Origin of the sequence: Bradyrhizobium sp. AUGA SZCCT0222 (genome assembly GCF_018130205.1) — a bacterium.
GTDB lineage: Bacteria > Pseudomonadota > Alphaproteobacteria > Rhizobiales > Xanthobacteraceae > Bradyrhizobium.
Map to the genome: position 1 here is coordinate 46,654 of NZ_JAFCLX010000045.1, position 12,399 is coordinate 59,052.

Below are 12,399 nucleotides of genomic sequence, written 5' to 3' on the forward strand. Positions count from 1 at the left end.
GGCCGATCAGCCCGATCAGCCCCCGACGATTTCCTGTCAGCCCGGCAGAAGCCGCTTTACTCGCTTCCAGGCGGGCGCCACGGCATATCCGATGACCGGGATTGACGCCGCGCCGACCACCAGTCCGATCACGCCTGAGATGGCCGCCTCGACGATCCATTTGAGCAAGCCGGCGACGGCCGGCAGGGCATGGGCCGCAGCGTCGGTGGCGGCGTGGACGGCATGACCGATCGAGGGCGGGCCGTACGCCTCGATGCCGTGAAGGATGATGCCGCCGCCAACCCAGATCATGGCGGCGGTCCCGACCGCGCTGAGAAACATCAGGAAGACGGGCATGCCCCGGACAAGGGCATGTCCCAGACCGCGGCCGATACTGGCGATGACCGAAACATTGTCGTTTCGCGCCAGCGCCACGCCGGCGTCGTCGGCCTTCACGATCAGGGCTACCAGGCCATACACCGCGACCGTGATTCCGATTGCGACAACCGCGAGCACGACGGCCTGCTTCAGGATGCTGCCGGCGGGGAGGGCTGCCAGCGTGATCGCCATGATCTCCGCCGACAGGATGAAGTCGGTTTTGATCGCGCTGGCGACTTTCTGGTCCTCGAGCGTCTGCGCCTGCAACGCCACTGTGCCGAGCTCGACCTCATGCTGGTGCGCATGATGGGGCATGACGGCTTCGTACAGCTTTTCAACGCCTTCGTAACAGAGATAGGCCCCGCCAAACATCAGCAGCGGCGTGATCGCCGAGGGCAGGAAGTAGCTGAGCGCCAGCGCAACGGGAAGCAGGATCAGGAGCTTGTTGCGAAGCGATCCCGCCGCGATCTTGCCGACGATCGGCAGTTCGCGCTTGGCAGCGAATCCGATCACGTAACCTGGCGTGACAGCGGTATCGTCGATGACGACGCCGGCCGCCTTTACCCCCGCCTTGGCGGCCTGGCTGACCACATCGTCAAGGGAAGCTGCTGCCACCTTTGCGATCGCCGCGATATCGTCGAGAAGGGCGATCAATCCGACGCTCATCGATAAATCCCGTTCATGATTCGCGGGTTCCTCGCCGAGCGTGACCCTCCGCAGATTGAGCTTTGACAGCGAACTGGCTTTTACAGCATTGGGCTGACTTTCACGATCTGCTTTTTCGACGCAATCCAGACCTGCAGTTCAGCGCGCTAGGTTTCAACGCGCGGAGACGTCGGCTAGTGTGCGCGCGATCCAATGGGGAATGTCATGAACTTTTCTGCAATTTTTGCGCGCATCGTCGCGCTGATCGGCGGGGCTGCCTTGTTTTGGCGCAAATTACAAGGCGACGCGCCGGCGCCTGCCTGGGGCAGCACGCCTGTGGTGCCGGAAGCGAAGCCGCAGGGCGCCATCCCGACGCTGAAGATGCCGTCGGCGAGGGGCTGGGACAAGGGGCAGAAGCCGACGGCAGCACCGGGGCTCAAGGTCAATGCATTTGCGACCGGCCTGAAACATCCGCGCTGGATCAACGTGCTGCCCAATGGCGATGTCCTGATTGCGGAATCGAACCAGGTCGCAGGTCCGGTCAGAAACGTGTTCGGCTATGCGATGCAGGCCACGATGCGGCGGGCCGCGGCGCTTGGCGAAAGCGCGAACCGCATCACGCTGCTCCGCGATGCGGATGGCGACGGCGTCGCCGAAAAGCGCGGGGTTTTCATGGAGGGGCTGAACCAGCCGTTCGGCATGGCGCTGCTCGGCGACACCTTTTATGTCGGCAACACCGACGGCGTGGTGGCGTTCCCCTATGTGGCGAACGCCGATCGCATCACGGCAACAGGGCGCAAACTCGTCACCTTCAAGCCGGGCGGGCATTGGACGCGGAGCCTGCTGCCGAGCCCGGATGGCAAGAAGCTCTACGCCGGTGTTGGCTCGCTCACCAACATTGCCGACAACGGCATGGAAGTGGAAGAAGGCCGGGCGGCGATCCATGAACTCGATCTCGCCGGCGGCTCCAGCCGCATCTTTGCCGGCGGCCTGCGCAATGCTGTCGGCATGGCCTGGGAGCCGCAGACCGGCGTACTCTGGACCGTCGTCAACGAGCGCGACGGTCTCGGCGACGAGACGCCGCCGGATTACCTGACCTCGGTGCGCGATGGCGGCTTCTACGGCTGGCCCTATTGCTACTGGGGCCAGACGGTGGACGACCGGGTGCCGCAGGATCCGGCCATGGTCGCCAAGGCGATCACGCCGGACTATGCGCTCGGCGGGCACACTGCGTCGCTCGGTCTTTGCTGGGTCCCCGCTGGCACGCTGCCGGGTTTTCCCGATGGCATGGCGATCGGCCAGCACGGCTCCTGGAACCGCAGCACGCTGAGCGGTTACAAGCTCGTTTTTGTGCCGTTCGAGAACGGGCGTCCGTCGGGGCCGGCGCGGGATATTCTCTCCGGCTTCCTCGCACCCGACGAGAAGGAATCTTATGGACGACCGGTCGGGGTGGTGGTCGGTCCCGACGGCCGGTCGCTCCTGATGGCGGACGATGTCGGCGACGTGATCTGGCGCGTCACCGGCGCGTAGCAGAACTGAGCGCGCCCGCGACGGCTGGATCGGCGAACCTAAGCGCCGCCCGGCCGTCACCGGATGTGGCGGTAATCTTGTGTTGCGCAGCTTGCCGGAAGCGTTGAGAATTAGCGCTCATGTTTGGCAATTGAATTTGGCCCTTGTCGCCGAGAAGGCCTGTTAGTGCGCGTTACCGGGTGGATATTGCTGATTGCCGGCGCTCTGCTTTGCGCCACGCTGGTATGGGCGACGGTTGGGTTCCTGCTGATGGGCGTCGGCCTGCTGTCACTCCTGGTGGCAGAGAACAACCGACAGCGCGTGAGTGTCACAACGCTCGGCCGCGCGCCGGCCGATGAGCGCATGGCGCAGCCTCCGGTTCCTGAACCGCTCGTCTCTCGCGAACCCCCGAAGCCGATAAGCCCACCGGCGGTTTCCTATGACAGTCAGGCATGGCGTCAGCTTGTTGAAAGCGATGTCGATCTCGCGCGGATAACCTCCGTGTTGGCCGACTACGGCCAGCAATATGTCGACGAGTTAGCCTGCGAATACATGGCTGACATCGACAAGCAGCGCCTGCCCGCCATCGTTGAGGGTATCATCGGAAGAGCAAGCAAGAGTGTTGCGCCGCGTGGCAATGGCATGCCGGTTGACGAGGCCAGGCCGCCGGTTGGCAGCTCGACGGCGGCCCGTCGGCTGGATCGGACGTCGAGGCCTTTGCCGGAGTCGACATTAAAGCTTTCCGAAAAATCGCCCGATTCCGCTTTCTCGCCGGTCGAACCGGCCAAACAGGAAGCAATTGGCGCACCCACTGAGCCGCCAACTGCAGTGGATCCTGCAGCGGGCGAGGCAGACCGCAACAAGACGATCATCAGCGCCGATGAGGAACTCACCACCATGCTCGGCAAATTGTCCGCGGACGCGGCCACGCCCAAGCAAGAGCTGAGCGCTGCCGCGGTTCAGCCATCACATTGCCGGGATCGGCCGGCCAATCTTGTAATAGCCATACTTCGACCACGACCAACTGGCTTGATTTGCGCAACCCGAAAACAAAACGGGAGATCGCAATGAAGCGAGACATCGGGGTGATAAGCGGCGCGACGCTCGCGATTGGCGTGGTCATGTGGGCGTTTGTGGGCAATCCGGCCAGCACGAAGCGAACCAATATAGCGCAGCATGTGACCCAGACGATGGACGTTGCGCCCGAACTCAAGCATGTGACCGAGCGCAGCCCGTATATGCGGTCCGAGCGCTGACCAGGGCTGCGACAAATCGACGATATTTCCTAACCTCGTGGCGGTATTGCCGGCCCGGCTGCGACAGCATCTCGCACGGGCGACGTGGTCGCCTTGCCTGCGAACGCAGTGAATTCACCCCCGGATGTTGCTAGGCTGCTCCAGAGATCGGTGACCCGAGTCGTTGGATGCCGTCATGTCCACGCGAACGGCGCACCGTCTTTGACGACCCCCACAAAGGGGAACGTTTCTGAATGCAGCCAGCGAGGCAGGCCATGGTGAAACCGTTTCCGTCCAAGACCCACATCGGCAACCACATGCTGCATCCGGAAACCTTGATGCTGAACTACGGCTACGATCCGCAATTGTCGGAAGGCGCCGTCAAGCCGCCGGTGTTCCTGACCTCGACCTTCGTGTTTCGGACCGCCGAAGACGGTCAGGATTTCTTCGATTTCGTCTCGGGCCGGCGCGAGCCGCCCGAGGGGATGGGCGCGGGCCTGGTCTATTCGCGGTTCAATCATCCCAACAGCGAGATCGTCGAGGACCGGCTTGCGGTCTATGAGCGCACCGAGAAATGCGCGCTGTTCTCGTCCGGCATGTCGGCGATCTCGACGGCGATCCTCGCCTTCGTCCGCCCCGGTGACGTCATTTTGCACTCGCAACCGCTCTATGGCGGCACGGAAACCCTGTTCACGAAAACGCTTGCGGGGCTCTCGATCGGCTCGGTGGGTTTTGCCGACGGCATCGACGAAGCCGCGGTGCAACTGGCGGCGGAGGACGCCATGCGCAAGGGACGGGTTTCGATGATCTTCATCGAGACCCCGGCCAACCCCACCAACGGGCTGGTCGATATCGCGATGGTCCGCCGCGTCGCCGAGAACATCGGCGAGGCGCAGGATCACACGCCGATCGTCGCGTGCGACAATACGCTGCTCGGGCCGGTGTTTCAGCGGCCGATCGAACACGGCGCGGATCTGTCATTGTACTCGCTGACCAAATATATCGGCGGCCATTCCGACCTGATCGCGGGCGCAGCCCTCGGCTCGAAAGCCCTGATGAAGGACATCAAGGCGCTGCGCGGCGCGATCGGCACCCAGCTCGACCCGCATTCCTGCTGGATGCTTTCCAGGTCGCTCGAGACCTTGAGCATCCGCATGGAAAAGGCCGACGCCAACGCACGGCTGGTGGCGGATTTTCTGCGCGACCACGCCAAGGTGGCGCATGTCCATTACCTCGGCCATCACGATGTGCACTCGCCGGCCGGGCGTCTGTTCGCAGGGCAATGCACCGGCGCCGGCTCGACGTTCTCGTTCGACATCGTCGGTGGCCAGGCCGCCGCCTTCAAATTCCTCAACGCGCTGCAGATCTTCAAGCTGGCGGTCAGTCTCGGCGGCACCGAGTCGCTGGCCAGCCTGCCGGCGAGCATGACGCATTCCGGCGTTCCAGCCGACATCCGCCAGAAAATCGGCGTGCTCGACTCCACGATCCGGCTGTCGATCGGCATCGAGCATCCGTCCGATCTGATCGCCGATATCGCGCAGGCCTTGAACGCGGCGTAGCTGTGTGCCTCGCGTGATGCCCGCTTGTGCCGGGGGGAACGAGGTTCCCCTCTGGGTCAGCTTTGCCGCGGGCCGTGCCCAAAGCAACCTCCATGGTTAATGAAGTACGATCGCATTACGTAACATCCGATCCGGCGCGAGGGCAAAGCGCTCACCCACTCCGCCATTGCTGCTGTAGAGGCAACGCGGCGTTAAGCCCTCCATGGAAATTTGCCCGGATCGGAGCAGCCTTAAGATGATCACCAGCCGCCGGGAAATTGGCAAAGCACATATCCCGTTGTGGGCGGCGGGATTTGTGGCACTGGCTTGCGTCGCAATTCTCGCGCTAAGCGGCTGGCGCGAATGGGAGTCCCGGCAGGTCGACCTGAAGAACGCAGAAGTGGACATGGCCAATCTTGCCCGTTCGCTGACGCAGCATGCCGACGATACGTTTGACCTGGCTGACACCATTCTAACCGGAATGGTCGATCGCATGGAGACCGGCGGAACCAGCCCCGCAGCACTCGAAAAGATCCGGACGTTTCTTCAATCGCGCAAGTACAACCGGCAACGTATCCGCGGGATCTTCGTCTATGATGAAACCGGCCGCTGGCTCGCAACCACCGAAGACGTCAATCTGGCCGGTCTCAACAACGGCGATCGCGACTACTTCCAACAACATCGCGCCTCCACCGACCGCGGGACGCTGATCGGCCGGCCGGTCAAGAGTCGTTCGGGAGGACAATGGATCATCACCCTGTCCCGTCGCTTCAATCATCCCGATGGCAGTTTTGCCGGCGTGGTGTTGACCAGCATCGACGTGGCCTATTTCACGCAATTCTACCGGCGATTTGACATCGGACCGAACGGCTCGGTGTCGCTGTTGAATGCCGATGGCATCATGCTGGCGCGCAGCCGTGACGAAGACGGCAGCAATGTCGGACGCGATATGTCCAAGTCGCCATTGTTCCGGACCCTGAAAGACCGCCCCAGTGCCAGCGTCTATTACTTCAAATCGCCGCTGGACGGACTTGAGCGGTTGAGCTTCTACCAGCTGAGCAGCCGATATCCCATCCTGGTTCTGGCGACCAAGGCGCAGGACGATGTGCTGGAGCCATGGCGCCAGCAATCGTTCACACGGCTGGCTGTCGTCGCAGGCCTCTTGCTGGTGATTGCGCTGACCGGCTTTGCCTTCGTGCGTTACCTGCTGCAGCGCCAGCGCATGGCGGCAGCCCTTGTGGCCAAGGAGGCGGATTTTCGCCTGCTGGCCGAACAGTGCAGCGATGTGGTGATGCGTATCGGGCTGGATGAGCGGATTCTCTACGTTTCGCCATCCTGCGCCCGCGTGTTCGGCCAGGACCCCGCCAAGTTGCTGGGAGCGCCGGCCCTTGCGGCGATCAACGTGGAGGACCGGCCGCGGGTTGAGCAAGCCATCGCGGCATTGAAAAACGGCGAGGCCGAAGAGGCGCGGCTCATCTACCGCGTCCGTCACCGTGAGAAGAACGAAATCTGGGTCGAGACGGCGCTGCGCGTGACGCGGGCGGCCGAGACCAACAAGATCGACGGCGTGGTCGCAATCTCGCGCGACATGACAGAGCAGCAGGATTTGCAGAACAAGCTGGCGGCGCTTGCCACTTCCGATGGATTGACGGGATTGGCCAACCGCCGGCATTTCGACGAGCGCCTGTCGGAGGAATGGGCGCGCGCCAAGCGCGATGGCACGCCGTTGTCGCTGTTGTTGATCGACGTCGACCATTTCAAGAAATTCAATGATCACTATGGTCACCAGGCCGGAGACGCCTGCCTGCGCGCGCTGGCGCGGATCCTGGACGCGCAAATTCGCAGGCCGGCAGATCTGGCAGCCCGCTACGGCGGTGAAGAGTTCGTGCTGCTCCTGCCCAACACCGATTCGGAAGGCTGCATGCAGGTCGGCGAGAAGGTGCGTGAAGCGCTTCTTGAACTCGGCATGCTGCACGCGCTCAACCCGCCTTCCAAACTCATTACGGTCAGTCTCGGCGGTGCGACGAATGTCCCGGCCCAGAGCATGACCGAGCACGCGGCCCTGATTGCTGCGGCGGATCGGGCGCTCTATTCGGCCAAGAATGGAGGACGTGATCGGCTGGTCATGTCAGGACAAGTCGTCGCCTGGCCTGATGTCAAAAGCGCTTGATACAAGACCGCGTGAGGCGAGACGCCTCGCCATTTTCGATCTGGCGCTTGGCTGACTTCACGAAGTCTTTTTGGCCCTGACCGAAAACGACAAGGGCATGCGCGGCACGTCATCGGCAAGCCGCCACAGCCTGTCCGACGCCGGCACCAGGCTTGGCAGGCCGCGCCAGGGCAACGCTTCGTGCTCCCTGAACATCGTAATCGTCAGTCCGGCATCGATCAGGCCGCCGAGCACGGCCGAAAGCGAGTGGATCCACTCGCGGGTCGATCGATGCGACATGATCGTGGGATCGCCGGTGTAGGTGGTCTCGTTTGCGAAATGCAGCGGCCGGTCGGCAGGCGTTTGAAAATCGTAGGTGGGAACAAACCTGCCGGCGAATTCTTCCATCACCGTGAAGGTGGGATGCGCGTCCGCGAAATAAAGCTCGCCACCCGGCGCCAGCACGGACGCAATGGTCTCTGCCCATTTCTTCATATCGGGCAGCCAGCAAATGGTGCCCCAGGTGGTGAAGACGAGATCGAATGGGCCGGGCGTCAGGGCAGGGGCCTGATCGACGGTCCCCTCGACGAAGTCCGCCTTCAGGCCGGTCTCATCGGACAGGCGCCGCGCCACATCGAGCGCGGCCGGAGAAAAATCCAGCCCGGTCACCGTCGCGCCGCGCCGCACCAGGCACAGCGTATCACGGCCGATATGGCACTGCAGATGCAGGACGCGCTTTCCCCTGATGTCGCCGAGTTCCGCCACTTCAATCGCGCTCAGCGCATCCTCGCCAACCCGAAACCGGTCGAGCATGTATTCACCGTTGGTATCGCGTGCATGAATGGCGGTGCGCTCGTCCCAGTTCCGGCGATTGATGTCGAAGGGGTCGGTCATGTCTGCTCCATCTTGGTGACCCCTAGCAGATTTCAATGTGCTTCGCGAATGTCCGCCTCGCGATCGTGGACGCCAAATCATTCCTCTGGCATCCTATCGAGATGTCGTTGGCCCTGATCATCCTGATCGCTCTCGCCGTGCTTTGGTTGGCGGAACGCAGCCTTGAGCACCTTGCATTGGCTGCGGCTGCGCTGTGTTTGTGCACCGCAATGTTGCTGTTTGTCGTTAGCGATCTGGAACGCGCGATCCTGTTGTCTTCCATCATGGCGGCGGCAATTTTCGGAGCGTCGAGAGTCAAATATAATCACAGCGGGATCAAACTCATTGCAACCGATTTGCCGCTGGCCTTTGCGGGAACGGTTCCATTTTTATTGGTGCAGTATCCGCTTGCCCTGACGGCTGCTCTGGCGGGAGGCATCACGCTCATCCTGACTGCGGTCGCGACCCTGATTTACGTGCGCGGACCGCCAGTGCCGATTGAACTCCAACTCCTGTTTTTCGGCATGGCTTGTATTGGCCTGGTGGCCGCCTACAAAGCGAGCGGCGGGTCGCTAACTTTCCAGCGCAATGCGGCGCTCCGCCGCTGTTTTCTTTCCAGCTTCATCGCTTCGCTGCTCAACCCGCTTTCCTGGCGGCCGTCCGGCGGGCTCGCGCTGAGCGATATCGCCAAAGATCCGCTGCCGCTGATGGCGGCCGTACCGGCGCGAAGCCTCGACTATCCCGACATCATCGTGATCCAGCATGAGTCGATCTTCGATCCGCGCCTGTTTGGTCTCCCGGTTGAGCCGATTGTCGAATCGTTTCTGTCACCGAAAGACGGACTCCATGGCAGCCTCAACGTGGATATTTTCGGCGGAGGATCGTGGCAATCGGAATTCAGCCTGCTGACCGGCCTTTCAAGCGCGAGCTTCGGTTCGAACGCCTATTTTCTCTTCAAGCGCGGGGCCGGCCGCTTCCACAGCAGCCTTCCAGGGACGCTCTCGGCGCTCGGATACAGAACAATGCTCACCTCGAGCTGCCGCCGCAGCTTTCTCAGCTATGACAGGTTCTACCGTTCAATAGGCATCAACGAGCGTCTCTTCACCGATGATTTTGAGCCGCCCTTCGACGTCGATCGATTCGAAGCCACAAATTCGGATGCGTTGTTTCTGGACGCCGCGCTCAATGCGCATATGAAAGGCATTGCCGGCGATGCCTCACCTCGCTTTCTATATGCGCTGACCAACTTCAATCACGGCCCGCACAACCGAAACCTGGTTGCCCCCGGGCGCTTTGAAGGCGAGCGGGCGTTTGCTGCCGCGGGCCTTCCCGATGCACATTATGCCGAGTATTACGCGCGGCTGGTCGAGACCGCCGTGACCTGGAATAGACTCAAGTCCGAGCTTTCCTCCCGTTTTCCCAAGCGTCCCACGCTCATTGTGCACTATGGCGATCATCAGCCCGTCATGACCCGGCGGATCGAGAAAAAACTCAAGCTCGGCTCGGACGCGAGGCGGCAGTTCCGCACGTTCTACGCCATGGAAACCTTGAATGATTTTCCTGATCGAATTCCGCGTGGACGCGGCCCGGACCTGGATATCGCCTTTCTCGGCACCGTGGCCTTGCAGCATGCCGGTCTGCCGCTGGATGAAATCTTCGCGACGCGCGCGAGCCTGCTTGAACAGTGCGGCGGCGCCTACTTCGCGTCATCATCGGAGCGGAAACGCCGGTTTCACCGTACCCTGGTCGATCTGGGCGTGATCGACGTGGCACCAGCGGTGCGATACCAGCGCTAAACCTTCACCGCGGGGGCCTTGCGAGCTTCGCGAATGCTTGTCGCTGTGGGATACGGCGCATGCCTGGTTGCTTCAGCAAGATTTGTTGCATACCCTCGTGAGGTTCATCGTCAGCTTCCTTTCAGGCGAAATCATAATTTAGGCGATACGGGAGAAGTTGGTGGCTGCGCGATTGCTGTTTACGAGCGCGGGTAACGGTTCGAGTAACAATTTGGTCCGCAGCATCCGGGCCGGCGCCGGCTCTTCCTTTATCGTTGGCTGCAACGACGACCAGTTCGCCCTGAAGAAATCCGACGCCGACAGGAATTACCTCGTCCCATCAGCCGATCACCCGGAATGGAGCGAGGTGCTGCGCTGGATCATGAAGACCGAACGCCTGCATCTCATCATTCCGACCGTTGATTCCGATGTTGAGAGTCTGTCGCGCGCACGGAAGACTCTCGGCGAGTATCTGTTCCTGCCCAGCGAAGCCGTGCTGAGTGTTGCCCGCGACAAGTACCGTCTCGCTTCGCTGTTGCGCCGCAACGGCATCGACGCTCCCGAAACCTATCCGGTGCGGGACCTGAACAACGTCAGCAAAATCTTCCAGCAGCTGAAGGGCGGCAGACCATTATGGTGCCGCGTCCGGAGCGGGGCGGGCGCGCTCGGCGCGCTGCCGGTCCAGACCGCCGAACAGGCACGGAGCTGGATCAGGTACTGGAAGGAAATGCGCGGCGTGCCGGTCGCGGCGTTTTTGCTGTCGGAGTTTTTGCCAGGGCGGGATTTCGGCTGCCAGAGCGTCTGGAAGGACGGCGAACTGGTGCTCATCAAGACCTACGAACGGCTTTCCTATCTTGGCATGGGCAGCCAGCCGTCGCGGGTCTCCTCGGTGGCGGGGCTGGCAAAGACGGTCTTCGAACCGAAAGTCGTGGACACCTGCGTGCGGGCCATCAAGCTGCTTGATGCAAGGGCGTCCGGCGTTTTCAGCGTGGATCTCAAGGAGGATGTGCGCGGCATTCCCTGCATCACGGAAATCGGCGTCGGCCGGTTTACGTCTTCGACCAACATTTTCGATATGGTCGGAAAGCACAACATGGCCAGGACCTTCGTTCAGCTGGCGCGAGGCCTGAAGGTCAAAATCGAAGACAGCTACGAGGCCACGCCGGACTGGTACATGATGCGGGACCTCGATAGCGCGCCGCGCATCTTCCACGCCTCCCAATTCGCTGATAACATTCGAAGTGCTTGGCAAGGGGCAGCCTCGGGTCGGGGCCGCCTGAAAACAACGGGAAGGGGCGAAAGCGGATGGCGTACATTCAAGTCAACAAGAAGATAAGCACCACAGGCCGTACCTATATTCGGGTGGCGGTCACGCCGAAGAGCGCCGAAGGCAAGGCGATGCTTCGTCAGTTCGTGGCGGGAGTGAAGGATTTTGAGAAAAAGTGGAAAGCGACCGCGGCCGCAAAAAAGGACCGTCTTGCAAGGGAAGCGAGAGCCAAGAAGCGAGCCGCCAAGAAAAAGAAGGCCGCCAAGAAGTAAGTCTCCCGAGATCCGGGATCCGGTCGTCACCGCGCTCGCAATCGATGGAGGCCTCGACAGCCATGAGCTCGAGGCCCTTCAACTCGAGCTGCGAGCGCTGGCCAGCGCTTGCGGACTGGAGGTCACCGCCCTGGAAGTTGCAGGCTCGGAAGCCAAGGCTGCGAAGCAGCCCCGGAAGTCAAGGCTGCGAAGCGCCGCTAGGACATGATGCGCTTAGGTCGGAGCCCGATACGAAAAGGCTCCCTCCAGGGACGCCTTTAAGCCACCAGCGCTTGAAGCTGAACTGCCTGTTCCCGGCTATGCAGCGCAATAGCGGTGTGACTATAGAGGGCATTCGACTGAAGGGTAGCGAGGCGGTCAAGCAAACTGCCACCCTTGACGACGTGCAGGCCCATTCCCTGTTCCGAGGGGAAGATACCCAAAACAACATCATAGGCCGCGACCACATCCCTCAATGCGGCGGCCGGGTCATTTGAGCTTTCAATGAATGTGCGAACGTCCGCTGCGAGGTCGCGCAGCTCGTCAAAATTTTCCAAAGCGGTACTCCAACGCAACTAACTGCCCGAATCTTGAATGCAGAAGATTACCGAACCATCAACAAATCCCTCGTAAGCGGGTTTTGCGCCGGATATGGCGTCTTCCTTTTCCGGCTCCCCTTTTCGAGCCTGGACTAGAGCCTGTTCCGTTCCGATGGAATCGGAGCGGGGCTCTAGTGTCCCGAATCTGAAGTTCAGCGGACTCCAAATCGACTCGAAGATGGCGGACTCTCCGCATTTTGG

At 61.6% G+C, this 12,399-nt stretch carries 12 protein-coding genes; 8 read left to right on the forward strand and 4 right to left on the reverse strand.

The features are described from left to right. Nucleotides 1-36: 36 nt before the first annotated feature. Nucleotides 37-1,023: a DUF808 domain-containing protein gene (locus JQ629_RS29190; RefSeq protein WP_212415540.1), complete on the reverse strand. Its 987-nt coding sequence runs from the start codon at nt 1,021-1,023 to the stop codon at nt 37-39. A gap of 204 nt (nt 1,024-1,227) precedes the next feature. Between JQ629_RS29190 and JQ629_RS29195 the strand changes: the two genes are divergently transcribed. The 5 genes from JQ629_RS29195 to JQ629_RS29215 all read left to right on the forward strand — a co-directional run bounded on the left by JQ629_RS29195 (nt 1,228) and on the right by JQ629_RS29215 (nt 7,454). Then, entirely contained in the window at nt 1,228-2,532 is a 1,305-nt protein-coding gene (locus JQ629_RS29195; RefSeq protein WP_212415541.1) for a PQQ-dependent sugar dehydrogenase, read from the forward strand. Between the two features lie 165 nt (nt 2,533-2,697). Next, nucleotides 2,698-3,582: a hypothetical protein gene (locus tag JQ629_RS29200; protein ID WP_212415542.1), complete on the forward strand. Its 885-nt coding sequence runs from the start codon at nt 2,698-2,700 to the stop codon at nt 3,580-3,582. After that, nucleotides 3,579-3,767 (forward strand): hypothetical protein, encoded by a 189-nt coding sequence (locus JQ629_RS29205; RefSeq protein WP_212000260.1) that lies wholly within the window; start codon nt 3,579-3,581, stop codon nt 3,765-3,767. Before JQ629_RS29200 ends, JQ629_RS29205 begins: the two co-directional genes overlap by 4 nt. A gap of 254 nt (nt 3,768-4,021) precedes the next feature. Next, a complete protein-coding gene (locus JQ629_RS29210) occupies nt 4,022-5,305 on the forward strand; it encodes a cystathionine gamma-synthase family protein (RefSeq protein ID WP_212415543.1) in 1,284 nt (427 codons plus the stop codon). A 235-nt stretch (nt 5,306-5,540) separates the two neighbouring features. Continuing rightward, the gene (locus JQ629_RS29215; RefSeq protein ID WP_212415544.1) at nt 5,541-7,454 is read left to right on the forward strand and encodes a diguanylate cyclase; all 1,914 of its coding nucleotides are present in this window, start codon (nt 5,541-5,543) and stop codon (nt 7,452-7,454) included. 57 nt (nt 7,455-7,511) lie between these two features. Here JQ629_RS29215 and JQ629_RS29220 read toward each other — a convergent pair whose 3' ends face one another. Then, nucleotides 7,512-8,327: a class I SAM-dependent methyltransferase gene (locus JQ629_RS29220; protein WP_212415545.1), complete on the reverse strand. Its 816-nt coding sequence runs from the start codon at nt 8,325-8,327 to the stop codon at nt 7,512-7,514. A 35-nt stretch (nt 8,328-8,362) separates the two neighbouring features. Between JQ629_RS29220 and JQ629_RS29225 the strand changes: the two genes are divergently transcribed. The 3 genes from JQ629_RS29225 to JQ629_RS29235 all read left to right on the forward strand — a co-directional run bounded on the left by JQ629_RS29225 (nt 8,363) and on the right by JQ629_RS29235 (nt 11,620). Continuing rightward, on the forward strand, nt 8,363-10,102 hold the full coding sequence (locus JQ629_RS29225) for a sulfatase-like hydrolase/transferase (RefSeq protein ID WP_212415546.1): 1,740 nt from the start codon (nt 8,363-8,365) through the stop codon (nt 10,100-10,102). 160 nt (nt 10,103-10,262) lie between these two features. Next, nucleotides 10,263-11,417 carry an ATP-grasp domain-containing protein gene (locus tag JQ629_RS29230; protein ID WP_212415547.1) on the forward strand — a complete coding sequence of 385 codons (1,155 nt, stop codon included), beginning with the start codon at nt 10,263-10,265 and terminating at the stop codon, nt 11,415-11,417. Next, entirely contained in the window at nt 11,387-11,620 is a 234-nt protein-coding gene (locus tag JQ629_RS29235) for a hypothetical protein (RefSeq protein WP_192737929.1), read from the forward strand. Before JQ629_RS29230 ends, JQ629_RS29235 begins: the two co-directional genes overlap by 31 nt. Before the next feature lie 257 nt (nt 11,621-11,877). On the opposite strand, the gene JQ629_RS29240 is transcribed toward JQ629_RS29235, so the two are convergent. Next, nucleotides 11,878-12,156 carry a hypothetical protein gene (locus tag JQ629_RS29240; RefSeq protein WP_212415548.1) on the reverse strand — a complete coding sequence of 93 codons (279 nt, stop codon included), beginning with the start codon at nt 12,154-12,156 and terminating at the stop codon, nt 11,878-11,880. An 18-nt stretch (nt 12,157-12,174) separates the two neighbouring features. Next, nucleotides 12,175-12,399, reverse strand: a 225-nt coding sequence (locus JQ629_RS29245) for a hypothetical protein (RefSeq protein ID WP_212415549.1), incomplete at its 5' end; no start/stop codon positions are given.

What these genes read in the sequence shown, in the direction of transcription:
- JQ629_RS29190 (WP_212415540.1), bottom strand. Translation starts at nt 1,023, where the DNA reads ATGAGCGTCGGATTGATCGCCCTTCTCGACGATATCGCGGCGATCGCA.
- JQ629_RS29210 (WP_212415543.1), top strand. Translation starts at nt 4,022, where the DNA reads ATGGTGAAACCGTTTCCGTCCAAGACCCACATCGGCAACCACATGCTG.
- JQ629_RS29235 (WP_192737929.1), top strand. Translation starts at nt 11,387, where the DNA reads ATGGCGTACATTCAAGTCAACAAGAAGATAAGCACCACAGGCCGTACC.
- JQ629_RS29220 (WP_212415545.1), bottom strand. Translation starts at nt 8,327, where the DNA reads ATGACCGACCCCTTCGACATCAATCGCCGGAACTGGGACGAGCGCACC.
- JQ629_RS29205 (WP_212000260.1), top strand. Translation starts at nt 3,579, where the DNA reads ATGAAGCGAGACATCGGGGTGATAAGCGGCGCGACGCTCGCGATTGGC.
- JQ629_RS29225 (WP_212415546.1), top strand. Translation starts at nt 8,363, where the DNA reads ATGTGCTTCGCGAATGTCCGCCTCGCGATCGTGGACGCCAAATCATTC.
- JQ629_RS29195 (WP_212415541.1), top strand. Translation starts at nt 1,228, where the DNA reads ATGAACTTTTCTGCAATTTTTGCGCGCATCGTCGCGCTGATCGGCGGG.
- JQ629_RS29215 (WP_212415544.1), top strand. Translation starts at nt 5,541, where the DNA reads ATGATCACCAGCCGCCGGGAAATTGGCAAAGCACATATCCCGTTGTGG.